Consider the following 25,735-nt stretch of genomic DNA (forward strand, 5'->3'; position numbering starts at 1 on the left):
AACGACCTCCGTACCATACCGATGCGCTGCATACCCTATGCCGTAGCCAAGAACCGCCTAGGACGCAGCGGTAACCTTGGCAGAACTAGGCGAGGTATCCTCGCCACGAATCAGCTTCGACTGGGCGGCTTCCACAAGATCCTGCGGCACAAACCCGTTAGCGCTGCGCGGTGCATTGTAGATCTCGGCGCTGAGGATACCCTCGCGCTTAGAGACAATCGTGGGAACCAAAGCTTGCCCGGCAACGTTCAAGGCGGTACGTCCCATATCAATAATCGGGTCAATCGCCAATAGAAGACCCACTCCATCAAGGGGAAGACCCACAGTCGAAAGGGTCAGAGTGAGCATCACGATAGCGCCCGTTGTACCTGCCGTAGCGGCAGAACCCAACACCGACACCAGAATAATCAGCAGATACTGCGAAATATCCAGGTGCACTCCGTAGAATTGCGCCACAAAAATAGCTGCCAGCGCGGGGTAGACGGAGGCGCATCCATCCATTTTGGTCGTAGAACCCAGCGGCACTGCAAAGGATGCGTATGCACGCGGCACGCCGAGATTACGTTCGGTAACGGCCTCAGTCATGGGCATAGTGCCCATCGAGGATCGTGATACGAAACCAAGCTGCACTGCGGGCCATACGCCCGAGAAGTACTGTTTCACAGAGAGCCCGTTGAACTTCACGATCATGGGATACACCACCAGGAATACGAGGAGCAGACCCGCATACAGTGCCGCAATGAACTTCACCAGCGAGCCCATAGATGTCCACCCGTAGGCATAGACGGCGTGCCCGATCAGCCCGATCGTGCCCAGCGGAGCGAGGCGAATAATCCACCACAGCACCTTCTGAATAATGGCGAGCGCGCTCTTGACGATATCAATAAAGGGCTTAGCCGCATCGCCTACCTTCAGGGCCGCAATACCGATAGCCCCCGAAATCACGAGCATTTGGAGCACGTTAAAGGAGACCGAAGAGGTTATACCGGAGTCGGTGGTTTTCGTGGTGACCTCAAGCCCTAAGAAATTGGAGGGGATAATCCCGGTCAGAAATGCTGTCCATGATCCCCGGGTGCTGGTGCTGCCCGAGGCGCTTACCTCGGCACCCACTCCAGGCTGAACGAGCAGCCCCAGTACGATACCGATGGAGACCGCAAAAAATGCTGTAATAGCAAACCAGATAAGAGTCTTAACCGCTAAACGCGCCGCATTCGTCACCTGCGAGAGATTCGAGATTGAGGCAACGACGGCGGTAAACACCAGCGGGATCACCGCGGCTTTAAGGAGAGTCACATAGGACGTGCCGACAGCGTCTAGAGTGGCCATGAGCCAGTTGGGGTTATTTTTTGCATCGCCGCCGAGGGTGAGCGCAACGTACCCGAGCGCGATGCCCAGAATAAGGGAAGCTATAATTTGATGTCCGAAAGAAGTAGCCCAGCTGGAAAATCTGGATTTTTGCGGTGTTTCATGTGTAGTAGGCATGGCGTTACTGTAGACCCGTAAGAGAAAACAGCGGTAATTAGTGTGACGAACTATGACTGTATGACATAGCGTGACCGTACAAGCGCCACCGAAAAAGACCCGAGGCACGTATTATTGCTAATTTTTATCGGCTAAGAAAAGCCTTTGTGCGAGGCGTGCTTGGTATCCTGAAAAGAGCCTGTTATCACCGAGACAGGATAGTGTGAAGGAGAAATGACCCGTGAGCGGGGCCGAACATCAAACCGCAGATGCCGCAGACGTAGAGCATCCGGAGAACGTACAGGACAATCAAGACCTCAAGTCTCCTCCTGCACGCGGTACCGGTAAGAAAGCGCTCGCAGTGTTCGGCGCCGGTGCCCTTTTGGCAGGCGGCGGCATATTCGCCTATAACTCTTTGCACCAGAGCGAGGAAGCCTTTAGTGCGGACGGTGAAGAATACGCTCAGGTTTGTCAAGACTCCAACACCGGGCTGCGCGTTGAGGATGAACAATGCGAGAAGGCAGAGAAAGAGGCTGGGAATACTTCTTCGGATTCCAGCTCTGGCTCTTCGGGCGATTCTCATTCCGGAACTCAGAATTCCGGTAATTCGGGCACGACACACCATTCCGGTACAACCAATGCGTTCCTGTGGTACTACCTAGGGCGCCGCAGCGCCGGTACTACCTCCATTCCCGCCGTAGGTTCATCCCTGAGCGGCGGCAGCACCACACGCCCCAATTCGGGAACGGTATACAGCGGTCTTTCCCGCGGCGGCGGCGGATTTGAATCCTCCTATAAGAGTGCTAAAAAGACTTCCACCTATTCCTCGGGCAAGGTGACGGAATCGCGCAGCGGCGGCAAGACCACGACCTCTAAGGGAACGGGACTGACGGGGAATAACTCGGGCGGTAAGGGTGGAAGCAGCTCGAATAATAAAGGCGGCAGCTCCGGGAGTAAAGGCGGCTTCGGCGGAGGCTCGAAGTCCGGAGGCGGTACCTCCGGCGGATAGCCCGCCCCGCGTATTTTCTCAAGGGACATAAACACCCGGCTGACATACCTATTATCTGCGCCGGTTGCTCTATACGCCGCCCCGCAGATGAGAATTCTCTACAAGTTCCTATACTGCACATCGTACTCAGCGGCGGTGTCTTATCACGAAAGATAATATGAAACGCGAAGAATTTCCGGTGGGACGCCCCGGCTGGGAACAAACCATTATTGACGAAGGCCTGACCTATAGCGTCGATGGTCCACACGATCTGCAGCACTATTGGAATGAGTATGCGGCCTATGTTTTTACACCCGCAGAAATGACCAATCTGCGGGACCAGGCGCGTGAGGTTCATCAAATGTGCCTGCACGCTATTGAGCGTATGGCATCTGGTGCCTACGGAACGCTCGGTCTTCCCGAAGCCGCCTTTAACATGGCTAAAGAATCGTGGAACCGCCACGAACCGGATTTCTACGGTCGCTTCGATTTCATCTACTCCGGGGTGCCCGGCGACCCTCTCAAACTCCTGGAATACAACGCCGATACCCCAACCGGCATCGTTGAGGCCGCTATCAGCCAGAAGACATGGGCGAGCGATCAGCGCCTCGACACCCGCGGTTACGTGCACTGGGGCGAAATTGGTGAGGCATTCACCGAACGCTGGCGGCAAATCTTTGCGCACGATCTCTCTCATGGGCGTTCACCACAACTGCACTTAGCGAGTGTAACCAAAGAAATCGATGTTAACGATGAAGACTATAACAATCTCTGGCTTATAGCCCATGCCGCCAATCGTGCGGGCCTGACCACGAAGCTTATCCGTATCGACGAGGTTATTTTCGATGAGACCCTAAAAATCTGGAAAGACCCTGAGGGAGAGCGCATCGAGAACCTTTTCAAGCTTTATCCCTGGGAAGATATGGTGACCGATAGCGAAAGCGGTTACGATAAGCTGCTCTTCGCCTACCACGATAGGATGAACCGTTGGATTGAGCCCGCATGGAAGATGTTCCTGTCGAATAAGATTTTGCTCGCCGCTCTATGGGATTTATATCCCAACCACCCCAACCTCTTAGAAACACATGTAGGTACGCGAGGCGGTCTGAAGAACTGGGTTCGTAAACCGATATTTGGCCGCGAAGGCGATGGCATTGAGATCAATGCTCCCGATTACGATGTCTTTGTGCGTGATGAGGACGATGACCACTTTATCAACGTACCTGAAAGCGAATTTGTGTATCAGGATTTTGTTGCTCCGCCGGTGTACTCGGGGATTATTAACCGCACTAACCTGCCGATGCTGGGCATCTGGATGGTCAATGGCGAGGCGGTCGGTATGGGCATTCGCGAATCGGACAGGCCTATCACCGACTACGAATGTCGTTTCGCCCCGCATCTCGTACAGGTCAAACCGAACCTTATTCCGTAGCCGGTGTACCGCGTTTAACCACACTAAAACCCGTACACTTTGCTGTATGTTCATAGGTTTATGTACGATACGCAGCAAAATATACGGGTTTTAGCGCCAGCTCTCTTCTCTAGGGTTTAGCTTTATTCCCCGGTAAAGCGCAGGGGTTTAATCATCGTCGTCGTCATCCTCATCATCGCTATGGGGCATGACCTCATCGGTGAGGGCGCGGCGTAACGTATCGAGCCCTACCGAACCGAGCATAAGAGCCTTCGTGTGGAACTCACGTAAAGACAACCCATCACGAAGCGCATCGTCTCGAAGTTGAAGCCACAAACGTTCACCTACCTTATAGCTGGGCGCCTGCCCGGGCCACCCTAGATACCGCAAGAACTCAAAACGGATGACGCTCTCGGTACCCTCTAGATTGAGTTTCAAGAACTCGTACCCCAGCTCAGGAGTCCACAAGGTACCTGGTTCAACCCCCAGCGGTTCAGCCCAAGCATCGGGGATCGGAAGTTCACAGTGCACGCCAATGTCGAAAACCACGCGGGCGGCGCGCATCCGCTGACCATCCAACATGCCCATACGGTCTCCAGGATCGGTCAAGAACCCGTATTCTTCCATCAGACGCTCAGCGTAGAGCGCCCAGCCTTCACCATGCCCGGAAACCCAGATCAGCTGCGAACGCCATTTATTCATGCTCTCACTCATGACCAGCGCAATAGCCGTCTGCAGATGATGCCCCGGAACGCCCTCGTGGTACACCGTCGAAGTCTCGCGCCACGTGCCAAATGTATCGTCGCCCTTAGGAACAGACCACCACATGCGCCCAGGGCGCGAAAAATCGGGGGAGGGGCCGGTGTAATAGATGCCGCCCTCATGGGTAGGGGCGATGCGGCATTCCAGACGCAGCATTGGGCCGTCAAGATCAAACTGGGTACCTGCGAGCTCGTGCACCGCGCGGTCCGAGAGCGACTGCATCCACTCGCGGAGCGCATCGGTTCCGTGCAGAGTGCGTGACGGGTCGGCATCCAGGATCTCTTTGGCACGTTCAATCGATGCTCCGGGCTCGATCTCCTCTGCAGCCTGCCGCTGCTGAGCGATAATGCGGTCAAGCTCCTGCACACCCCAGGCATAGGTTTCATCAAGATCGACAGAAGCCCCTAAGGATGCCCGAGAGTGCAGGGCATAGAGTTTGCGGCCGACCGCATCCTGCTGGGGAGCTGCCGGGAGCAGCACCTCGTGCAAGTACGTCTTGAGCGTGGCGTATCCATCTTTTGCCGCTTTAGCACCCCGCCGCGCCTGCTCGGCAAGATCCGGTACCGCTTGAGTAATCTCGGCGGCAAGCTCATCGAAGAAACCGTCCTCGGCGATATACGCGGCGATCTGCTCGATAACAATCTCTATCTGTCGACGCGGCGAGACATAGCCGGCAACCCGAGCCGTATGCAGAGTCTGAACGAACCCGGTGATCGCCTGCGGAACGTTGAACAGACGCCCGGCAATATTAGCCCAATCCTGCTCGGTATTTCGCGCCATCAGATCGAACCCGCCGCGAATCTCTTGAGGAACCGAAACAATGTTGTTTAACTGCCAGCCGCCTAGCCCGGCACGGTGGCTCTCAAGACTAAGCCCCAGACGCTCCTGCATGGCATCAAGAGTCACAAGATCAACATCGTCTATGGGAATGACCTGATCAAGTTTCTTGAGGGTCGCGCGCACTAACTGGATATAGGCTTCCTCCCCGGCGGGGGAATAGTCGCGAAATTGAGTCGCGACACCCGTGCGCCCCTGCTCCGTTGCAATGACGGGATCTAAATCTAGAACCGCTTCGTAGAATTCGTTGGCGATGTGATCGACGTCGGTCAGCGCTCGCTTGACGCGGTAAATCTCCGGAATTTCGTGGTGAATGCTCATACTTTTCATACTAACGTAGCGTGGCATACAGCACGGCATTATTGCGCTGTATGTCCAGTACGTGAAGCGCCGAAACTTGCGTGCGCCGCATACGCCGCGACGGCGGCTGAGTAATCCTGAGATTATCAGCCACCGTCGCGTGAGGGGTACTTAAGATAATTACGATGCAGCGGAGTCAGAACCGCTGAAATACGCGTCATCGAGCTCTATCGTCCCGGGCACCCGACCGTCACGAATACCCAAACGATGGGCAATTAGACGGTTCATGAGCTCGTCGCCCGCGATAAGATCCACCAGAATATGCGGGTACTTGGTGGAGCATCGAATGTACTCATCGTATGCATCATCACCGAAAGTTCCATCCGTGATAAACGCACCCAGTTGACCACCCAATTGCTCTAGAGAGAGGTACAGGTTGGTAATATCCTGTACGCTGACCGCACCGTCGGCTGAACGCTGAGCCCGCACATAGAATGCGCGGTCGCGTTGCCCACCAGAGGGGTAAGCAATAACCTGAACACCCTGTGAAGCATCCGCACGTTCAGCCGTATATCCGCGTACTGAGAACAAGTCTGCCGCAATATCGGTGAAACGGTCCTTCGTCACCGCCTGCAGCTGGGGCTGAAGAAGAGCACGTTTGAAGACATCGCGGTAGCGCCTCTGCGCATCCTGCACGGCATTCCTTGCGGATTCGACGGCGCTAAGAGCGTCCGAAGGCGCATCCGACGACTGCTCTACACCGGGTGTCTGAGACGGTACCGGCGCAGATGCCTGGTAGGCGGGGGCAGGCTGGGTGAAGGACTGCGAAGCGTAAGCTGCCGAAGAAACACCCGAACCACCCTGTGCCTGGGCAATGTTCTGCGGGGTCGCCTGAACGGGAGCACCATAGCCCGAGCGGGGACCTGACCCGTAATGACCGCGCGAATTCTGGTAGGAATAGGAATCCTGAGAATGTTCTCGCTTCTCATACGGTTTACGGCCAGTATTGAGCGCAGCCGCGATATCCTCGGGAAGTTTGTGTCGAAGTGCCTGCTTCTGAAGCGGTACGATACGCGCGGCAACAGTCTCCGGAATACCGTTGGGGAAGCGCTCCAAAAGCTCTATGGCGCTCTGCGTGAGTGTATACCGTTCGGGATCCTTACGAGAAAGCCGACCGCTCTGCCCACCATGAACCTGCAGATAGCCTTCCTGCTTCAAAACCTGAACCGCAACCGCGTACCGGTTGCGCACGCGAGGAGTCGTATTGGAGCGATGCGGCGCCAAACGAGCCTGCAGATACGGCAAATCCAGCGTGTCCTCAACCTTCGCGAACAGATCGTAGAAGTTGATATCCGGGTTGTCACGCACCAAGGTCAGAATGTCGAAAAGCATATGATGCGGATGCGGAATCTGTTCCGCTGCTGCGGGATCGAGGAACGCACGGCGCATCAACTCGTCAATCGAGCCGTCCTCTACGCTACTAAGAGCATCGGCGTAGGCAGACCCCACCATGAAGACCTCTTGCTCATCTTCATCTCCCTCTTCGAGGTAACGGTGCGCCAACAGTACGTCATAGACATGCTCGCGTCCTTGCAAATACTCAGGAGAGTCTTCGTCTGCAAGCTGCTGAATCTCAGCATCCTGGGCAATAGCACGATCCACATCGGCCAGGGGCAGCTTCGCGTTCTCGCCTTTGGCGAGTACCGCATCCATGATGACGTGCCCCATACGAATGAGAAGTTTCTCATGGTGTTTAAGCTGATCCACCGTGAGCAGGGAGACGGGAGCATCATCGAAAATATCGCTGAGTGCCTGGGCAGGCACCCCGTGCGGGAAACTGTACCGCAGATTCTTACCCTCGGTCGTGAGCGCATATGCGATCTTATCGTGGTGCTCCTTAGGGCGCAGGTAGCCTGCATCAAGAAGTCCACGCACAGATTCGGCGCATGATGTCTCAAAAAGCTGCTGTTCCAGTTGGGTGAGACCGTACCATCCCTGCACAAAGCCACATTCGCGCATCACAAGCTCACGAAGTTTACTCTCTGTAACGCTCAGATGCAGCGGAATAACCGATAGGGCAATAGGAGCAATATTGCGCACATTAATTTGAGCCAGCAGTCGCGGATAGTAATCCTGCATATAGAACAAATGCGTGCCAATAATGGGATAGAAAAGATCCTCTAGAATTTCACGCTGTTCGTCCTCAGGGCGCTGAAGAAAATCAAGCCCACGTTCGCTCAAAGAATAGAGTAAATTTCCCGGATGCAGATTACTGAGCGATACATCAAGATAATCATGATTTACGAATGCGACAATAATTTTGTCAATCGCATCACGAAATAACACGGATTTACCCACCGCAATATAGCGCTGGGTCATGGTGAAACCTATTTCAACCCCAACTGGAGTGTAAAGTTCGGGAAAAAGCAGTTTCTGTCCGTGCTCATGTGCTCGTTCAAATTGGCGCAAAAGCGCTAATGCCGCTCGAACCGCAATATCACGGCAATCATCGCGGTACTCCTCTGGAATATCGTCCCAGGAAAGCGCTTTAAGAATGTTATCTACCGGTGTTTTCTCATGCCGAAGCATGTTCGTATTTACGATGGTCACAAGTACCCCTGTTGATATCTATATTTACTGTTCTACTAGTATAAACGGGAAAAAGGAATAAGTGTATTCATCCAAAAGGATGAATTATGACAGGAAGGTGCGCAGAACTACTGATCCAGCTTTGCGGTCTATTTATACAGGATTCTGCTGTCCTTCGAAGGTGTCACTCATGAGAATCCTGCGGAATTCCGCGGGAGAAGTACTCTTCATCAATTCTGTAGGTGCATTCTCCCGGAGCATGAATGACCCCCACACGGTGTCGAATCATCAGTGAAACTAAACGGTCACGGTCAACCAGAGCAATGCGGTTGCCACCGGGAAGGGCTTCCATTTGTTGCGGAACCTGCGCAGCAAATTCTCCACAGGTAACAAAAACACCCTGTAACCCATTGTGTAAAAGAACTGCTCCAGCAAATTTTTGAATATCGCTGAGGGTTACTTTTGATGATCCGCAATAATGTTTTGCTTGAACATAGATAGGCGGAAAACAAAGTTCTTTAGGATAATGTACAAGAACATCAATCCCGTGATCGTTAGGGCCGCCTGTAACTGCTGCATGAAAAGTCCCTAAAGAATTAAAGACATCTGCCACAATATATTCAAAATATGTCGGTGAAACAGCATAAATACGTTCGATAAGATCACCGGCAAAATCTGCCGCATATGTTGCCTGAGCCAAAATAAGATCGGGATGCGCATCCCGCAAAGACGCACCGGGACTCAACGGGGTGGTCATCGGGGTATACGAACTATGTTCGTGTTTATCTTCTGAAGCTGGGGTATCGGGAAAATCCGACGTGTCAGAACCCTTAGGAGCGCTTGCATAAAGCGGAGTAAACAGTTTTTGGAGCTCATATCGAGCGCTTTGGGGAATGACGCTGCCGCGGCGCCGAATCTGCGCCGTTAGAATGTCGGCACCGGAATCGCTGAGCAGATAGCGAGTTTTCGAGGTTGTGGTTTTGGGAACGACCAGCACATAGCCCAAGCGAGCCATCGCCTGGAGTGTTGCCTTGACCTGGTGCATAAAAGCATCGGATTTAAGATCCTGAAGTTCTTCTTTGGTGCCTAAAGCGTGTGTTTGTTCAGAGAGGGACTGCGATATATCCGCCACGGTGCGGGGGACTGCACGGCTAAGCCGCCGCAGAGCCGGCAGAAAAAGAATCTCAACGGCCTCAAGCGGCACAGCATAATTTTTGTATTCTTTAGACATATCTGAACCACCTTTCGGGCATTTTAGTGTGGTTCGCTATATATACCTAGTATATAGGGCATCTAAATATCTTCCAGAGAAGCCATACGTATTTCTCTTCATATACGTCGAGCCTCGTACGTTATAGCGCACGAGACTCGATATTTTGCCGCAGCGAAGGCAAGGTTACATCGGGCGAGCCCTACGCCACGATCCCGGACCGGGACGCAGCGAAGCCCCCAGCCGCTGACGCCGGTTAAGCAAACGAGAAGCCGCCGTCAGAATCGAATTGTGCTCCTGCTGAGCCTGCGAACTCTGATATGAAGCTACCAATACGGTGAGTGCGGCAATCTCCTCAACCGTCGGATTACCCTTGATAACACGCAGCAAAGGCTGCTCGGAAGATTGTGAATCATCCTGAATATCCGCGTGATCCACGGTATCAGCGTGAGAGGCAGCCTCCGAAGTACCGTCCCGCGGTAAAACCTGATCAGCGGACTCTTTGGGAGTCGTAGGAGCATCCTTCTTCTTCCCGAAAGAGAAATAATTCAGCGGATTGTAGCCTGCCACAGGCGCCTCCTGACAATAAATAATCGATAATGCAGTATCTTGGTTCGAACTCCGGTCAGTACTGCATCACAACGTGAACTGGGAGCGGTCAAGAACTACAGCGGAATATTCCCGTGCTTCTTCGCAGGCATAGCGGCACGTTTATCATGCAGCGCGCGAAGAGAAGAGATAATACGCACACGGGTCTCATGCGGGGCGATAACCTCATCCACATACCCCAACTCGGCGGCCTGGTAAGGGTTCAGGATCTCTTCCTCATACTGCTCGATCAGCTCAGAACGGCGTCCCTCAACATCTTCGCCAGCCTCCGCAGCTGCGGCAAGATCACGACGATAAAGAATATTGACCGCACCCTGACCATTAAGCACACCCACCTGGGCGGTAGGCCACGCCATGTTAATATCGGCTCCCAGCGTTTTTGACCCCATCGCAATATATGCGCCGCCAAAAGCCTTGCGAGTAATGATTGTAATGAGCGGTACAGTCGCCTCCGCATAGGCGTAGAGCAGTTTAGCACCGCGGCGAATAATACCGTTGAACTCCTGATCCGTACCCGGCAAGAATCCGGGAACGTCCACAAACGTCAAAATCGGAATATTGAAAGCATCGCAATTACGCACAAAACGCGCAGCCTTCTCAGCGGCGGCAATATCGAGACATCCCGCAAACTGTGTAGGTTGATTTGCCACAATACCCACCGTGCGACCCTCCACACGGGCATAACCAATCATGACATTCGGGGCGAATAACGCCTGAAGCTCAAAGAAATGCCCATCATCAACCACGGACTCGATCACATCGCGCATATCATAAGGCTGATTCGCAGAATCGGGGATGAGAGTATCAAGATCCAGATCATCCACCACGACCTCAAACTCCTGGTCATGATCCAACGGCAGCGACTCTGACAGGTTATTGGAGGGCAAGAATTCCAAAAGCTCCCGCACGAAATCGAAAGCGTCTTCTTCATCTTCGGCAAGGTAGGCACTCGTGCCAGTCATTGCATTATGCTGACGGGCGCCGCCCAAGGTTTCCATGTCAACCTGCTCACCGGTGACCGCCTTAATAACGTCCGGACCGGTGATAAACATATGCGAGGTCTTATCGACCATCACAATAAAATCAGTGAGCGCGGGGGAGTATGCGGCACCACCTGCGCAGGGGCCCATAATAATTGAAATCTGTGGAATAACACCCGAAGAACGCACATTCATCCGGAAAATATCGGCAAACAGCGCCAGAGAGGCCACACCCTCCTGGATGCGAGCCCCGCCGCCATCGTTAATGCCGATCACCGGGCAGCCATTCTTGAGGGCAAACTTCTGCACCTTCACGATCTTCTCGCCGTTCACCTGCGAGAGCGAACCCCCGTACACCGTAAAATCTTGAGAATAGATAGCGACAAGACGCCCATCAATGGTGCCGTAGCCCGAAACTAAGCCGTCACCGAGGGGTTTTTTCTTGTCCATACCGAAAGCCGTGGTACGGTGGCGAGCTAAGGCGTCAAACTCTACAAAAGAACCTTCATCGAGAATCATGTCGATGCGCTCGCGCGCCGTATTCTTACCGCGTGCATGCTGTTTATCTACAGCGGCCTGCCCGCCGGGGGCAAGGGTCTGCTCGCGACGAGCATAAAAATCGGCGAGTTTACCGGCGGTCGTACTCAAGTCGTATTCCTGAGTGTTCTCAGACATGTATTCCTCGATTCGTGCGGCACGCATCATGGGTAGAGGGTGTTTATGACGTGCGGTGTCGATACAGATAGTAGGTTTTCTCAGGCTAGAAAAGCTACCCTATCAACTATAGTGTGCGGGACGGTCATGGTGCCAGGTACCCGCGTATTTTCGTTATACGTGTTGCCGGTCAGATTCCTATGCCCCATCGTGATAAACCCGCCGGTTCGTTGCCTGGTGAGGGCACAAAGCGGCGGGTCGAAAACGGTATTGAGGGGTAAAACTAGCGGATGCTGCCCAGAACCGGGTTCCACTCGCCGATAGTGTAGGACTCGACGGCACCGCCAATTTTCATGGGGTCGTTCTTGACGATGGTCTCGGCGGCATCAAAAGAATCAACTTGAGCGATCAGGAGAGCACCTACGGACACCGAGTCTTTCAGAAGCGGACCGGAAACTACGATCGTACCTTCCTGGACGCGTGTAGAGAGGTATTCACGGTGCGCCGGACGATGTGCATCCTGAAGGGCTGGGTCTCCGTAGACGTAAGAAATGACATAGTATGCCATGGCGGGTTCCTTTCCTATGGTATTTACCGGTGGTTATCTGTCTCCAAGGGTACGCGCAGGGCGTAGACCCCAGTTACTCTACTATCTCACACCCGTACGAGAGCTCAGCATCACGAAGTACAGAGTGTACAAGGCTCCGAGCCACTATGATGGTACATATGTCGCTACCAGACCAGAGGCCTGCAATCCTTGATCCGTCCCGTATTCTCCCCGAAGCACGTGAGGCAGGGTACAGCTTCGTGCGTGTTTACGATATTGTCGATACGACGAACACCGAAATTGTTCGGCGCCTTACACGCGGGGAACCGTGCGAACGTACCGAATTGGGGGAATTGTCGGTTTTTACCACCCTTTATATGACTGCCGGAAAAGGACGTATGGACCGCTCGTGGACAGCTCCTGCAGGTACTTGCTTAGCCACCAGCATTGTGGTGCGTCCCCATGCTGGTATTGGGCAGCAGCTGCCGATCACAAGCTACCATTGGCTGACCATGCTTGCCGGGCTGAGCGTGCTTGATGTCTGGCGTGAACTGGGGCTTGATGCCGCCTTAAAATGGCCCAATGATCTGGTCATTCAAGGTCGTAAGGCATGCGGTATTCTCGCCCTGCTCCTGAGCGAACCGACTCAAGCGCCGGGGGAGAAAGAGCGCCTGAGCATTGTCGTGGGGATTGGGCAGAACCTGAATATGCGTGAAGACCAGGTGCCCGTACCGACCGCCACGAGCGCTCTTATCCAACGCGGTGAACCCGTTGATAACCATGTGGTTTTGAACCGTATGCTGACCATTTTTGCCCGTCGCTATCGTGAGTTTGTAAGCGTTGGGGGAGACCCCCAAAAAACTCTGTTGTGCGGACAGTCTCTGCTTGATCAGGCACGTGCCGCCACGGTGACGCTGGGAGCCGAGGTATCGGTGCACCTTCCTGATGGACGCATCGTCACCGGAGTTGCAACCGATCTTGATGCTCAAGGGCGCATCCTAATTCGTGATACAACCGGTGCCGTGCAGGCCTATTCCGTAGGAGACATTGAACATTTGCGTCCTGCAGATGGAAGCTACGGTAATTTTTATCCTGCCCTCAGACGGGAAGATTCTCCAACGCTAGCACCGTCTGAGATAACCCCTAATACTTCTGCAAAGGCATAAGCATGAAACTGCGTGGCAAACTCTACCCCGGCGAACAGACCATTATCCTAACGAGGGCTCATCCCGGCGCTCTTGTGGGAGCCTTTGTCTACCTGCTGGTGGCCTTTACCTCAGCAAGTTTTGCCTCGACCGCACGATCATCGGGGCTGCTCTTCTGGGCGGGCAGTGTGGTAGCTGCGGTTACCGCTTTGGTGGCTCTTCGTAAGATATGGCGCTGGTCTGTCACACGGTACGCTATCACCACGCATCGCATCATGATTATTAAGGGCCTGATGCGCCGTAAGGCTGACATATCCTTGCTGCTTGACGGCATGGGAAATCGTTGGGTTTCGCAGAGTAGCCTGGGCGCTTGGATGGGGTACGGATCTTTCCATGTTGATTATGCAGGAGGGTTTCGGCACCAGCTTATGCACCTTCCAAACCCCGAACGGTTCCGGAATATTGTCGAGCATGCCTGGCAGGACTACTATCCGTTACGTGTTAGTTATGTTTAGGGTCTAGCGGGCGAGATTTTTGCCTGGTAAGGGTAGAATAATGTGGGCAAGCATACTTTTTATGTCTGCCCGGAAGAGCACACGGGTATTCTTAATGTGAAATACTGCACCCGAATACAGTGTGCTGCATATATCCAGGGGACAAGGAAGGAGAACTCAACGCCTATGACTCATGAGAGCCTATCTGGCGATAGCGTTGAGGCTACCCCGTATAAGAATCCCCGAACGTTGGGTCCTGAAACCCAGATGTTGAATCTGCGTATTCTGCAGAACCTGGCGCAAAACAATATTTACCGTGACGAAACCTCAAAAGAAGGCGTACGCGTGCTTGAACGCGCTCTGCTGGGAGAGGGCCGCCGGTATAAACCTGGAGAAGCCGCTGCTGCCGCGCAGATGAGCCTTGAAGATGCTCGCCGGATCTGGCGCAATATGGGTTTTCCTGATATTCATGCCGCCGATCCCCATTTCACGGAACTCGACGTCAATATGCTCGAAGACCTGGAGAATCTCAACCGAACGAATCTTGTTGCGGAAGAGAGCATTGTCTCTTTGACACGGTCCGTAGGGCAGCTGACCGATCGCATTGTGGCGTGGCAGATTGAAACGCTGGTGCACGACATTATGGATCGTGATGGTGTAGACGATGCGCAGGCACGCCGTCAGCTTCTCTTCCGTCTTGCAGATCTCATGCCGGTTCTCGAAGAACTCGCGCTCTACGCTTATCGTCGTCAAATGTATACGGGTGTTCTTCGTCTCGCTCTGCGCGAGAATAAAAAGCTGGGGCCGGAGCCAGCTCAGCTCCCCCTCGTGCGGGGTGTAGGTTTCGTTGATTTGGTGTCGTATACCTCCCTGGTTCGTAACCTGAGTGCCCCCGAATTAGCGCGTCTTATCAACCGTTTTGAACAAAGCTGCCTCGACATTATTGCTCCGAGCGGCGGGCGCATCATTAAGACTCTAGGCGATGAAGTTTTCTTCCTCACGGAGGCTCCCGAGGCTATCGCCGAGATCAGTCTGAAACTGGCGGAGCAAATCGGAAAAGACCCTGAACTGCCAGAAGTGCGTGTAGCATTTATTTGGGGCGAGGTCCTGGCGAATCGTGGAGATGTTTATGGTTCGAGCGTAAACCTTGCTTCACGGCTGGTATCTCTCGCGGAACCTGGTTCTGTGCTGACCGACAGCGAGACCGCCGAAACGCTCAAAGAGTATGGCGACCGCTTTACTCTGACGTACCAAGGCACACGCAACGTGCGTAGCTTTGGTAATGTAGACCCTGTGGCGGTTACGCCCGGCGCTAGTTACATAACGGAGAACGATACATCATGGCAACTCCCTTGAACCTGACCCTGCGCACCGGTGGTGCGACTCATCGTGGGGCTCATCGTGACAACAACGAGGACTCGATGGCTGTAGCGGGGTCTCTATGCGTGGTGGCCGACGGTATGGGCGGTCACGAAGCGGGAGAGGTCGCATCGCGGTTGTGTGTACGTCAGCTGGCGTATTCGCATTTTTTTACTCGACCCGGCGGTATGAGCGAAGAAGAACAAGAAAACTACCGCCAGCGTGTCGAAAAGATTAAACAGGACTACCAAGATAAAAATTCAAAGCAGCGTCATCGTCGTTTAACAAATGAACTGAACCATGAAATTGTGCGTGCCCTTGATCGCACACGCGAGATTTTGGGTGAAACGAACGACAGTATTAAAGATGCGCTCTCGCGTTCAGGCGGTACCACCGTAACCGGCGCGTGGCTTACCAATATAGGTCAGCAGTACCTGTGGGTTGTCTTTAATATTGGCGATTCTCGTACATACCGGTTGATGCGTGAAGACGATGGTATTCACCATGCTGAAATGGAACGCCTGCCGGGCAACGAGGGCAATGTATCTCTTGAGCAGGTCACTACTGATCACTCTGAGGTTCAATATCTGGTGGATGAAGGGCAGATTACTCAGCTTGAAGCCCTAACGCACCCGCGCAGAAATGTGATTACTCGTGCACTAGGTACAGGTAATTTTTGGGAACCCGATTTTTGGGTGCTTCCCGCACGAGCGGGCGACCGTCTGATGCTCTGCTCGGACGGTCTTTCTGGCGAGCTTTCCCATGAATATATGGCGCGTGTTCTTACCTCCATACGTCACCCGCAGGATGCCGCCGATGTGCTACAGCATGAGGCGCTGCGCTCGGGCGGTCGCGATAATATTACCGTGATTGTTGCTGACGCCATAGAAGCGCAAGACTAGTCTTTCCCCGTGACATTAACCGGCGCATCGGGGAAAGCGAACGGTTAGACTAGTGGGGTGACTGAAAATCTTGCTGAAACTCCCGCATCCCTTGACCGTGCCCTCAAGGCGCTAGATTCGAGCGCTGAGCTGACCGATACTATTCGCGCCGAATATGCCGAGCTGACCGATACTATTCGCGCCGCTCGGCATGACTACTATCAGGCAGATGCCCCGACTCTCTCGGATGCCGAATACGATAGGCTCTACCGCAGGCTTGAGCAGATTGAGGCACAATATCCCGCGTTGATTGCTAACGATTCGCCTACCCAAGAGGTAGGTGGAGAAGTCAGCGAGGCTTTTTCGCCGGTAACCCATCTGGTACGCATGTACTCCCTTGAGGATGTTTTTTCTCTTGAGGAGCTTCGGGCATGGCTAACAAAGGCCGAAGAAAATACCCGTCTTCTCACCGGTGCCGCACCGCAGTGGCTTACGGAGCTGAAGATTGATGGTCTTGCGGTCAATCTGCTGTATCGTAACGGTGTGTTGGTGCGTGCGGCTACTCGTGGTGACGGCACCACGGGTGAGGATGTAACCCATAATGTGCGCACTATAGCCTCAATCCCACAGAAATTAGCGGGGGAGAACCATCCGGCGGAGCTTGAAGTACGCGGCGAGGTTTTCATTTCATCGGCAGACTTCAAGAAACTCAACGAAAAAATGGTGTCTGAGGGGAAGAACCCGTTCGCCAACCCCCGAAACGCTGCGGCAGGATCCCTGCGCCAGAAAGACTCTGCCGTGACCGCTGAGCGCCCTCTGAGCATGTATGTTCACGGCGTGGGCTCGCGGACCGGGCTAGACGTGAACTCCCAGTACCAAACCTACGAGCAATTGGCCGCTTGGGGGCTTCCCACCAGTCCATACAGCAAACTTTTTACTTCAGTCGATGATATTCTTCGGTATATTGCCGAGTACGGTGAAAAGCGCCATTCTCTGGTGCACGAGATCGACGGCATTGTCATCAAGGTCAATGACTTTGTAGCGCAGACTCAACTGGGGTACACCTCGCGAGTGCCGCGCTGGGCTGTAGCGTATAAATACCCGCCCGAAGAGGTTAACACCAAGCTTCTCGATATTCGCGTGGATGTTGGGCGTACCGGCCGCGTAACTCCCTATGGTGTGATGGAACCCGTGCTTGTCTCGGGCTCTACCGTTGAACGCGCAACCTTACATAATCAGGATGTGGTGAAGGCCAAGGGTGTGCTTATCGGAGACACCGTGGTTCTTCGTAAGGCTGGCGACGTGATTCCCGAGATCGTGGGGCCTGTGGTTGCTCTTCGTAACGGTCATGAACGCGAGTTCGTCATGCCCACCGAGTGCCCTTCCTGCGGTACGACGTTGGCTCCCGGTAAAGAGGGCGACGTCGATATGCGCTGCCCCAATTACCGTTCCTGCCCGGCGCAGCTGACCGAGCGCATCTACTACGCCGCGTCGCGGGGTGCTTTCGATATTGAAGCACTCGGCTTTGAGGCGGCTAAGGCGTTGACAGCTCCCGCCGAGCCTGAGCAGCCTCCGCTCACGAGTGAGGCGTTCCTCTTCGATCTCACCGCTGAAGATCTACGCGATGTGAAAATTCGCCGCGAGAAGAAGGTCAAGGGGGTGGGTACCGGCAAGTTTGAGCTTGTTCCATACTTCTATACGAAGCCCACGAAAGCAAAGCCAGACCCTGTTCCTACAAAGAACACACAAAATCTCTTCGTAGAGCTTGAGAAAGCAAAATCGCAGCCTCTCTGGCGCGTGCTTGTGGCCTTATCGATTCGCCATGTGGGGCCAACCGCGGCGCGAGCCCTTGCCACCGAATTTGGCTCTATGGATGCGATCGCCCAGGCTGACCGGGATAGGTTAGCGGCTGTTGATGGTGTGGGCGGCGTTATCGCCGATTCGATTATCGAATGGTTTGCAACGGATTGGCATCGCGAAGTTCTTGCCCGTTGGGCGGATGCCGGTGTGCGTATGGAAGATGAGCGTGACGCGTCAATAGGACGCACGCTCGAAGGCGTGACCGTGGTTGTGACCGGAACCCTTGTGAACTATAGCCGTGACAGCGCGAAGGAAGCGATTATCGTGCGGGGCGGGCGTGCCTCCGGGTCTGTGTCTAAGAAGACCCATTTTGTGGTTGCCGGAGCCTCTGCGGGGTCAAAACTCGATAAGGCCGAGGCCCTGGGAATTCCGGTTCTTGATGAAGACGGGTTCACGAAACTTTTGGCCCACGGGCCCGATGCGCTAACACCGGGGGAGTAGGACTCTTACTCCGAGTTATCCACCAAATAACGGCGAAAGGTTACGCTGTAGCTGGTATTTGGTGTGGGGCAGCGCAGCTGCATGATGTGCTGCGATGAAGGTCCTGAAACCCGGTAATAGAGTTGTTAACGCCCGAAAATAGCTCTATATGGGGTGACATAAGCGCATAATCTCCCAGAGACCGTGCATATATGCTAAGGCGCGCCATCGCGCCGCAGAGCTGTTAAGTGGTTTGGACTTATGTCGTCATGAACCCTTAAAACACGCCGCAAGCGAAAAATTTTTTAAAAAATTTTTAAATGGGTGGAGGGTCACTATTACGAAATGATAAAGCCCACCCCCAGAAACAGAATATAGAAGAGTTGTTCTTGTATGCTTCCTTGGTATGGCAATGGATGAGTAGGAATCGAGGTTTTAAAAGTTTGAACTTAGCCTACCCTGAGTTAATTTACCTGGGAGTTCCCTGTGAGAACTCAGAACGCTTGCTGAGAGCATAGAAGAGGTTGGAATCTTGAGTTTTCTCAGCTATCTTTATCTGCAGAACGATTCCTTTATTGGGAGTCAATCAGAAATTTAGTTTTGGGACCGGAAACCCCAAAACGATGCCCGGTTCTACCGCACGTCCCCACGTGAGGATGCGCCTCTGCCGTCTACCCCGCAATACGCGACTATGGCGGAAGTGCGAATCACGTGGATAGCCGCTCACATGGTAGAGCCTCGACAAGTAATCAATTTGTTAAAACGGGTGAGCGGTAACGCTATGAAGCTCCGGGGACGGAGTGAGCGTGGATGGCCTTATTTGGAGCATTATGAAGAACACTTCCGCAATCCGCCGTACTGTTGCTGCTCTCGCTATTGGTGGTGCAGCTGCAGCCGCTGCCGCGCCTGCTGCAAACGCAGCACCGGCATCCACCTGGGATGCTTTGGCACAGTGTGAGTCCGGTGGTAACTGGGCAACCAACACTGGCAACGGTTTCTACGGTGGTCTGCAGTTCACCCAGCAGTCCTGGAACGGTGTCGGCATGTCCGGTTCCCCCATGAATGCTTCCCGTGAACAGCAGATTGAGGCAGCAGAGCGTCTGCTTGCACAGCAGGGCTGGGGCGCATGGCCCGCATGCTCCTCGAAGCTCGGTCTGTCCGGTAACGCAACCCCCTCCTACACCGATCCCGGTGCAGCTCAGCAGGAGGTAGCACCTCAGGCACAGGCTCAGCAGTCCTACTCCGAGCCCGTTCAGGAAGCAGCACCTGCTGCTCCCGCACCTACGACTCAGGCTCCTGCTCAGGAAGCTCCCGCAGCACCTGCTCAGGAAGCAGCACCTGCAGCTCAGGCACCCGCAGCAACCGCTGCTGGCACCTACACCGTGCAGTCCGGTGATACCCTCTCCGGTATCGCTGCTCAGCTCGGCGTTGCTGGTGGTTACCAGGCAATCGCAGCTGCTAACACCGACGTTGTCTACAACGTTGACCTGATCTTCCCCGGTCAGGTTCTGAACATCCCCGCATAATTTAGGGAGTTCACCTTAACGTAGACATATGAGCCCCACCTTCCTTTGGGAAGGTGGGGCTCATATGCGTCTAGGTACAATACTGCCCTTTTACACTTCAGACTTTTATGAATACCAGAGCGAAAATCTATTCTGTGCAGGCTTATAGGTTTGGAGTCCCTGTAAATCTAAAAACTCTCTCGCTAGATCACCAATACGTCAGCATACCTGTGAGCCGGCGGGTACACTAGATAGAGAATTGAAAGTATACCTAACGGAGAATCATGTCTGCCATCACCACCGAGCAGGTTAAGCACCTTGCCGAACTGGCACGCATCGAGATGACCGAGGACGAGCTCAACGCTATGGCGGCAGAGCTCGATATTATTGTCAGCTCGATGGAGCATCTGTCTGAAACCGTCACCCCAGACATACCCCCGACCAGCCATCCGATTTCGCTTCAGAACGTCTTGCGCGAAGATGTTGTAGGGCAGACCCTCACCCAGGAAGAGGCGCTTTCAGGCGCCCCCGATGCGCAGGATGGCAAATTCCGCGTGCCCGCAATTCTCGACGAAGACTAAGGGGAAGACGTGAACGAACTTATTGTGCTCACTGCGGCTGAAGCCGCTCAAAAACTTGCAGCCGGTGAGATTTCTGCCGTTGAGCTTACCCGGGCGCATATAGATCGCATTGAAGCAACCGATGGCACCCCACTCAGCGAGAACCGCGCTGACGGTAAAAGTGGTCTGAACGCTTTCCTGCACATCAACCGTGAGGAAGCCCTGGAGACCGCGCAGGCTGTTGATGCTGACCGTGCGGCAGGTCAAGAGCTGCCCGCGCTCGCTGGTGTACCCATCGCTGTTAAAGACTTGATCGTCACAAAGGGACAGCCCACCACCGCCGGATCGCGCATGCTTGAAGGATGGATGAGCCCCTATGACGGTACCGTAACTCGCAAGGTGCGTGCAGCACGCATGCCAATCTTGGGGAAGACTAACCTCGACGAGTTTGCGATGGGTTCCTCGAACGAGCACTCGGCATTTGGCGTAGTTCGTAACCCCTGGGCGCTTGATCGTGCCCCCGGCGGCTCTGGCGGCGGATCTGCCAGCGCTGTTGCGGCTTTCCAGGCTCCCTTAGCTCTTGGAACTGATACAGGTGGATCTATTCGCCAGCCTGCCTCCCTCACCGGTTCTGTAGGCGTAAAACCGACCTACGGTTCGGTATCCCGCTACGGCGTAATTGCTATGGCATCTTCGCTTGACCAAGTAGGTCCCTGCGCTCGTACCGTGCTTGATACCGCGATGCTTCACGAAGCTATCGCCGGTCACGACCCCATGGATTCTACCTCTTTGAATGAACCAGTCGGTCCTTTTGCGGCTCAGGCTCTTGAGGGTGCCAACCCTGAATCCCTCAAAGGGATGCGCATCGGCGTTATTAAAGAACTCGGTGGCGGTTCCGGCAGCGGCTTCCAACAGGGCGTTCTTGACCGTTTCCACGACGCCCTAAAGCTGCTGGAGAAGGCTGGGGCTGAGGTTGTAGAAGTTTCCCTTCCTTCAGTGAAGGAAGCGATTAGCGCCTACTACATGATTATGTCCTCCGAGGTATCTTCAAACCTGGCAAAATACGACGGCGTGCGGTACGGTCTGCGCGTTATACCCGAAGACGGTCCGGTGACTATTGAGCGCGTCATGGCAGCTACCCGCGAAGCTGGTTTTGGCGACGAGACTAAGCGCCGCATCATTTTGGGTACCTATGCGCTTTCAGCGGGTAACTACGATGCCCACTACGGTGCGGCATTGCGCGTGCGCACCCTCATTCAGCGTGATTACACCGCCGCTTTTGAGAAGTGCGATGTGCTGGTTTCTCCAACCTCGCCAACGACCGCCTTCAAACTGGGTGAGAAAACCAAAGGTGACCCTATGGCGATGTACTTGGGTGACGTGGCAACCGTGCCGGTAAACCTTGCGGGGGTTCCCGCGATTTCGCTTCCGGCAGGTGTTGCTGACGAGGACGGATTGCCTGTGGGCATACAGTTCACCGCCCCCGCACGCGAGGATGCACGCCTGTACCGAGTGGGTGCCGGTTTGGAAGCACTTCTGAATGATACCTGGGGCGCGCCGTTCTACACCCGCATTCCCAACACCGAAAATCTGATTAGCGACTTTGACTTTGGGGGTACCAAGTAATGAGTGAAGAAGTCCTCAGCTTCGAAGAAGCCATCGAGAAATATGATCCGGTGCTTGGTTTTGAGGTGCATGTAGAGCTCAATACAAACACCAAAATGTTCGATGCCGCTCCGAACGTTTTCGGGGATGAACCGAACACCAATATCACCCCGGTCTCGCTTGGGCTGCCCGGTGTGCTTCCCGTGGTGAACAAGGTTGCAGTTGAATCAGCTATTAAGCTGGGTCTCGCCCTGGGATGCGATATCGCACCTATCTCGTATTTTGCGCGTAAAAACTACTTCTACCCGGACTCCCCGAAGAACTTCCAGACCTCGCAGCATCACGGTCCTATCGCTGAGAATGGCAAGCTGGATGTAGAACTCGAAGACGGAACCGTCTTTACCGTTGAGATTGAGCGCGCACATATGGAGGAAGACGCCGGTAAGCTCACCCACGTGGGCGGTGCCGACGGGCGCATCCAGGGCGCGGCATTCTCACTGGTAGATTACAACCGCGCCGGTGTACCGCTAATCGAGATTGTGACCCGCCCGATTGTGGGCGCCGGCGAGCGTGCGCCCGAACTGGCACGCGCCTATGTTGCGGCGATTCGTGAGATTGTCAAAGGCTTAGGTATCTCGGATGCTCGCATGGAGCGTGGTAACGTGCGATGTGACGCAAACGTTTCGCTCATGCCCAAGGGGAGCGAGAAATTCGGTACTCGTTCGGAGACGAAGAACGTTAACTCCCTGCGCTCGGTGGAACGTGCGGTACGCTATGAGATTCGCCGTCACGCTGCTATTTTGGAACGTGGTGAGAAAATTCAGCAGGAAACCCGCCACTGGCATGAGGATACCCGTGAGACTTCATCAGGGCGTCCCAAATCTGATGCCGACGATTATCGCTACTTCCCGGAACCTGACCTGGTGCCCGTGGTACCCGAGACGGCGTGGGTTGAAGAGCTGCGCGCAAGTCTGCCCGAGCCCCCTGCGGAACGTCGCCGCCGGTTGAAAGCGGAGTGGGGATACTCAGACGAAGAGTTCCGTGACGTGGTCAATGCCGGTGCTCTTGATGTTGTTGAGCAGACTATTGCCGCTGGGGCTAGCGCATCCGCTGCCCGCAAGTGGTGGATGGGTGAAATTGCCCGTAAGGCTAAGCAGGCAGAAGTTGAACTAACCGATTTGGGCGTTGAACCCGCAACGGTGGTGGAGCTTGAAGCGTTGATCGGCGAGGGTAAGATCAACGATAAGATTGCCCGTAAGGTTCTGGAGCATGTGCTTGCTGGCGAAGGTAAGCCTGCCGAGATCGTTGAGGCTCGCGGTCTTGCTGTGGTCTCTGACGATGGTGCGCTCACCGCCGCCGTTGAGGAAGCTTTGGCGGCCATGCCGGATGTTGCCGATAAGATTCGTGCTGGTAAGGTTCAGGCAGCGGGCGCAATCGTTGGCCAAGTCATGAAGGCTACCCGAGGCCAGGCGGATGCGGCTCGCGTGCGTGAGCTTATTCTGCAGGCTTGCGGTGTGGAAGGCTAATTACCTAAGCACCCTGATAAATGCTATAACTGGGTGCTAAAAAGGCTCTTTATCCGAATAAAGCGTATTTTTTATCGCTTTATTCGGATAAAGAGCCTTTTTATGCTGAATACAGTGCAGCAGCGCGATGAGTAAAAGGGGAGAAGCCCGCAGCAGACACGCGGCACATTCACCCTCATACGGTACAGTAGTGATATGCAGCATAGTAGATTGGGGAGGAAAGCATGAAGGTTATCCGAAGACTCAGCTCGGGGACCCTCCTAATGCTTATCATGCTTACTCTTGTGCTTGCTGTAAGTTCGGTGCTTGAAAGTGTGCTCATCAAGTACCTTTCCGATGCCGTTATCACGGGCGATCGTAAGCTTTTTCTCTTGATGCTTCTTGCCGTGCCCGTATATCTTATCGTCGATACATTTTTTCATTACGCACGCCAGTACCGTGCCGCTCTCGCTGGGGTGCAGATTCAGAATAATCTGCGTGCAGAATTGTTCCGCCGCATCGGGCTTTCTCCCGTAGCGCGGCTGACGGGCAGGAGCTCCGAATATTATTTTTCGCAGTTCACGAGTCAGCTTGAAAGCATTAAAACCAACTATATTGACGTTATTTTCTGGGGCGGGTACCTTGCCACGCAGCTTATTCTCGCCATTGTGGCTGCTTTTATTCTGAACCCTTTCATGGCGTGCGCTATTCTTGCGCTGAGCCTGCCGGTGGGTTTGATGCCGATGCTGACTCGAAAACGTATTGGTACCGTGACGAAAGTTTATGCTTCGCGGACCGACGCATTGAACGAGGTTAGCGGTGATGCGCTCCGCAGCGCTTTGGGGTGGAAGATTCTGGGCGCATACTCATTCGTGGCTAAACGCTTTTCTGAAGAATTGAGTGAATGGTACGTGGCTGCGCGGAGCTATCAGCGCACGCAGGAGCGTGTAGACGCCGTCAATAGTATGTTCACGAAACTTCTGTATTTGGGAACGTGGCTTGCCGGTGGGGCGTTGGTGCTCTCGGGGCTATCGAGCGTGGGCGAGGTGGTCGCTTTTGCCCAGTTGACCGGTATGATTTGCATGCCGCTGTTTATATCTACGGGTTTGCTCACCCAGTATTATGCAGGTCGTGAGATTATTCGCAAGATTGATGCAGAAGTACCCGCTGTGGAAGATTACCGATCGGGCGAGCCTCTCACACTGGACGCGATTACCTATCGTGACGTCAAGCCGCTGGGCGAAAAGTCGGCGGGTTATGGCGTGAGTTTCATATTTGAGACTGGTAAAAAGTATCTGGTGATTGGCGCATCCGGCTCGGGCAAATCTACGCTTTTCAAACCTCTTTTTGGAAATCATCCCGAGTATAGCGGAACTATTGAGGTACACGAATCTGGGCAGACGCGCGATCTGCGTGAGATTGCCGAACAGGATATGCATGTTTCCCTAGGGCTGCTTGCGCAGGACAGTCATCTGCTGCACGATAGCCTGCGCGAGAATATTCGCCTGTATGATCCGTCGGTGCCGGATGTGCAGATTCTCTGGGCTTGTGAGCGCGCAGGTCTGGGCGAATGGGCTTCCGCGAAGGGTCTTGATTATATGCTGAGCGACGATTTGAGATCGCTTTCCGGCGGAGAGAAACAGCGTATCTTGCTTGCACGTATGCTCTTGCACGAACGCTCTTTCTATATTGTGGATGAGCTCACCACTGGGTTGGACCACGCTACGGCGGGACGGGTTGAGCGTGCTCTTTTTGAGAGCATGGAAGGGTTTGTTTACATTACGCACCGTACGGTTCCCGAGGTTTTGGCGGCGGTCGATGAGGTACTTGTCATGGAAGACGGCGAGCTTGTAGCCTCCGGAACCTGGGATGATGTGCACGCGGCCGCCCTAGAACGCGGGCTTGTGGGACATCCCTGACAACCTGCTAAAAAGGCTCTTTATTCCAATAAAGCGTATTATTCGCCGCTTTATTGGAATAAAGAGCCTTTTTTGTGCCCCGAAGAAGGGACACATCGGAAGGGTGTACCCGCTTATTTGGTAATCCCTAGGTG

The 25,735-nt window shown here is 54.2% G+C and carries 19 protein-coding genes; 12 read left to right on the plus strand and 7 right to left on the minus strand.

Annotated elements, in window-relative coordinates; all coding sequences use genetic code 11:
• Positions 1 to 57: 57 nt before the first annotated feature.
• Positions 58 to 1,482 carry a dicarboxylate/amino acid:cation symporter gene (locus tag HMPREF2625_RS06190; protein ID WP_070523022.1) on the minus strand — a complete coding sequence of 475 codons (1,425 nt, stop codon included), beginning with the start codon at positions 1,480 to 1,482 and terminating at the stop codon, positions 58 to 60.
• Between the two features lie 220 nt (positions 1,483 to 1,702).
• Between HMPREF2625_RS06190 and HMPREF2625_RS06195 the strand changes: the two genes are divergently transcribed.
• Complete coding sequence (locus HMPREF2625_RS06195) at positions 1,703 to 2,470, plus strand: hypothetical protein (RefSeq protein ID WP_070523024.1); 768 nt, start codon at positions 1,703 to 1,705, stop codon at positions 2,468 to 2,470.
• Positions 2,471 to 2,627: 157 nt separating this feature from the next.
• Entirely contained in the window at positions 2,628 to 3,881 is a 1,254-nt protein-coding gene (locus tag HMPREF2625_RS06200; protein WP_070523027.1) for a glutathionylspermidine synthase family protein, read from the plus strand.
• Between the two features lie 147 nt (positions 3,882 to 4,028).
• On the opposite strand, the gene HMPREF2625_RS06205 is transcribed toward HMPREF2625_RS06200, so the two are convergent.
• The 6 genes from HMPREF2625_RS06205 to HMPREF2625_RS06230 form a co-directional block, all read right to left on the minus strand.
• Complete coding sequence (locus HMPREF2625_RS06205; RefSeq protein WP_070523030.1) at positions 4,029 to 5,780, minus strand: DUF885 domain-containing protein; 1,752 nt, start codon at positions 5,778 to 5,780, stop codon at positions 4,029 to 4,031.
• 159 nt (positions 5,781 to 5,939) lie between these two features.
• Positions 5,940 to 8,369, minus strand: coding sequence for a restriction endonuclease (locus HMPREF2625_RS06210; RefSeq protein WP_246826714.1), 2,430 nt, complete (start codon positions 8,367 to 8,369; stop codon positions 5,940 to 5,942).
• A gap of 163 nt (positions 8,370 to 8,532) precedes the next feature.
• On the minus strand, positions 8,533 to 9,579 hold the full coding sequence (locus HMPREF2625_RS06215) for a restriction endonuclease (RefSeq protein WP_070523034.1): 1,047 nt from the start codon (positions 9,577 to 9,579) through the stop codon (positions 8,533 to 8,535).
• Positions 9,580 to 9,744: 165 nt separating this feature from the next.
• The gene (locus HMPREF2625_RS06220; protein ID WP_070523037.1) at positions 9,745 to 10,128 is read right to left on the minus strand and encodes an acyl-CoA carboxylase subunit epsilon; all 384 of its coding nucleotides are present in this window, start codon (positions 10,126 to 10,128) and stop codon (positions 9,745 to 9,747) included.
• Positions 10,129 to 10,223: 95 nt separating this feature from the next.
• Positions 10,224 to 11,822 (minus strand): acyl-CoA carboxylase subunit beta, encoded by a 1,599-nt coding sequence (locus HMPREF2625_RS06225; RefSeq protein ID WP_070523040.1) that lies wholly within the window; start codon positions 11,820 to 11,822, stop codon positions 10,224 to 10,226.
• A gap of 262 nt (positions 11,823 to 12,084) precedes the next feature.
• A complete protein-coding gene (locus HMPREF2625_RS06230; RefSeq protein ID WP_004006185.1) occupies positions 12,085 to 12,369 on the minus strand; it encodes a YciI family protein in 285 nt (94 codons plus the stop codon).
• 158 nt (positions 12,370 to 12,527) lie between these two features.
• Between HMPREF2625_RS06230 and HMPREF2625_RS06235 the strand changes: the two genes are divergently transcribed.
• From HMPREF2625_RS06235 to HMPREF2625_RS06280, 10 genes are all read left to right on the plus strand, one after another.
• Positions 12,528 to 13,514 carry a biotin--[acetyl-CoA-carboxylase] ligase gene (locus HMPREF2625_RS06235; RefSeq protein ID WP_168162332.1) on the plus strand — a complete coding sequence of 329 codons (987 nt, stop codon included), beginning with the start codon at positions 12,528 to 12,530 and terminating at the stop codon, positions 13,512 to 13,514.
• Between the two features lie 2 nt (positions 13,515 to 13,516).
• Positions 13,517 to 14,008, plus strand: a complete 492-nt coding sequence (locus tag HMPREF2625_RS06240; protein WP_048778631.1) for a PH domain-containing protein — start codon at positions 13,517 to 13,519, stop codon at positions 14,006 to 14,008.
• Positions 14,009 to 14,173: 165 nt separating this feature from the next.
• Complete coding sequence (locus HMPREF2625_RS06245) at positions 14,174 to 15,343, plus strand: adenylate/guanylate cyclase domain-containing protein (RefSeq protein ID WP_048755129.1); 1,170 nt, start codon at positions 14,174 to 14,176, stop codon at positions 15,341 to 15,343.
• Positions 15,328 to 16,248, plus strand: coding sequence for a PP2C family protein-serine/threonine phosphatase (locus HMPREF2625_RS06250; protein ID WP_004006189.1), 921 nt, complete (start codon positions 15,328 to 15,330; stop codon positions 16,246 to 16,248). The genes HMPREF2625_RS06245 and HMPREF2625_RS06250 overlap by 16 nt, the downstream gene beginning before the upstream one ends.
• A gap of 129 nt (positions 16,249 to 16,377) precedes the next feature.
• The gene (gene ligA, locus HMPREF2625_RS06255) at positions 16,378 to 18,528 is read left to right on the plus strand and encodes an NAD-dependent DNA ligase LigA (protein WP_246826735.1); all 2,151 of its coding nucleotides are present in this window, start codon (positions 16,378 to 16,380) and stop codon (positions 18,526 to 18,528) included.
• 809 nt (positions 18,529 to 19,337) lie between these two features.
• Entirely contained in the window at positions 19,338 to 20,033 is a 696-nt protein-coding gene (locus HMPREF2625_RS06260; RefSeq protein WP_180950159.1) for a transglycosylase family protein, read from the plus strand.
• Between the two features lie 263 nt (positions 20,034 to 20,296).
• Positions 20,297 to 20,593: an Asp-tRNA(Asn)/Glu-tRNA(Gln) amidotransferase subunit GatC gene (gene gatC, locus HMPREF2625_RS06265; protein WP_004006192.1), complete on the plus strand. Its 297-nt coding sequence runs from the start codon at positions 20,297 to 20,299 to the stop codon at positions 20,591 to 20,593.
• A 9-nt stretch (positions 20,594 to 20,602) separates the two neighbouring features.
• On the plus strand, positions 20,603 to 22,198 hold the full coding sequence (gene gatA / locus HMPREF2625_RS06270) for an Asp-tRNA(Asn)/Glu-tRNA(Gln) amidotransferase subunit GatA (protein WP_070523047.1): 1,596 nt from the start codon (positions 20,603 to 20,605) through the stop codon (positions 22,196 to 22,198).
• Entirely contained in the window at positions 22,198 to 23,703 is a 1,506-nt protein-coding gene (gatB, locus tag HMPREF2625_RS06275) for an Asp-tRNA(Asn)/Glu-tRNA(Gln) amidotransferase subunit GatB (protein WP_048778636.1), read from the plus strand. Before gatA ends, gatB begins: the two co-directional genes overlap by 1 nt.
• 263 nt (positions 23,704 to 23,966) lie before the next feature.
• Entirely contained in the window at positions 23,967 to 25,601 is a 1,635-nt protein-coding gene (locus HMPREF2625_RS06280) for an ATP-binding cassette domain-containing protein (protein ID WP_246826716.1), read from the plus strand.
• The last annotated feature ends 134 nt before the right edge of the window (positions 25,602 to 25,735 follow it).

This window comes from Rothia sp. HMSC064D08, from assembly GCF_001809525.1.
Lineage (GTDB): Bacteria > Actinomycetota > Actinomycetes > Actinomycetales > Micrococcaceae > Rothia > Rothia dentocariosa.

Excerpts from the sequence above, each read along its gene's own strand:
- gatC (WP_004006192.1), top strand. The coding sequence starts at position 20,297 with ATGTCTGCCATCACCACCGAGCAGGTTAAGCACCTTGCCGAACTGGCA.
- HMPREF2625_RS06240 (WP_048778631.1), top strand. The coding sequence starts at position 13,517 with ATGAAACTGCGTGGCAAACTCTACCCCGGCGAACAGACCATTATCCTA.
- HMPREF2625_RS06225 (WP_070523040.1), bottom strand. The coding sequence starts at position 11,822 with ATGTCTGAGAACACTCAGGAATACGACTTGAGTACGACCGCCGGTAAA.
- HMPREF2625_RS06280 (WP_246826716.1), top strand. The coding sequence starts at position 23,967 with ATGCTTATCATGCTTACTCTTGTGCTTGCTGTAAGTTCGGTGCTTGAA.
- HMPREF2625_RS06215 (WP_070523034.1), bottom strand. The coding sequence starts at position 9,579 with ATGTCTAAAGAATACAAAAATTATGCTGTGCCGCTTGAGGCCGTTGAG.
- HMPREF2625_RS06230 (WP_004006185.1), bottom strand. The coding sequence starts at position 12,369 with ATGGCATACTATGTCATTTCTTACGTCTACGGAGACCCAGCCCTTCAG.
- HMPREF2625_RS06235 (WP_168162332.1), top strand. The coding sequence starts at position 12,528 with ATGTCGCTACCAGACCAGAGGCCTGCAATCCTTGATCCGTCCCGTATT.
- HMPREF2625_RS06245 (WP_048755129.1), top strand. The coding sequence starts at position 14,174 with ATGACTCATGAGAGCCTATCTGGCGATAGCGTTGAGGCTACCCCGTAT.
- HMPREF2625_RS06200 (WP_070523027.1), top strand. The coding sequence starts at position 2,628 with ATGAAACGCGAAGAATTTCCGGTGGGACGCCCCGGCTGGGAACAAACC.
- gatB (WP_048778636.1), top strand. The coding sequence starts at position 22,198 with ATGAGTGAAGAAGTCCTCAGCTTCGAAGAAGCCATCGAGAAATATGAT.
- HMPREF2625_RS06205 (WP_070523030.1), bottom strand. The coding sequence starts at position 5,780 with ATGAGCATTCACCACGAAATTCCGGAGATTTACCGCGTCAAGCGAGCG.
- HMPREF2625_RS06260 (WP_180950159.1), top strand. The coding sequence starts at position 19,338 with ATGAAGAACACTTCCGCAATCCGCCGTACTGTTGCTGCTCTCGCTATT.
- HMPREF2625_RS06190 (WP_070523022.1), bottom strand. The coding sequence starts at position 1,482 with ATGCCTACTACACATGAAACACCGCAAAAATCCAGATTTTCCAGCTGG.
- HMPREF2625_RS06250 (WP_004006189.1), top strand. The coding sequence starts at position 15,328 with ATGGCAACTCCCTTGAACCTGACCCTGCGCACCGGTGGTGCGACTCAT.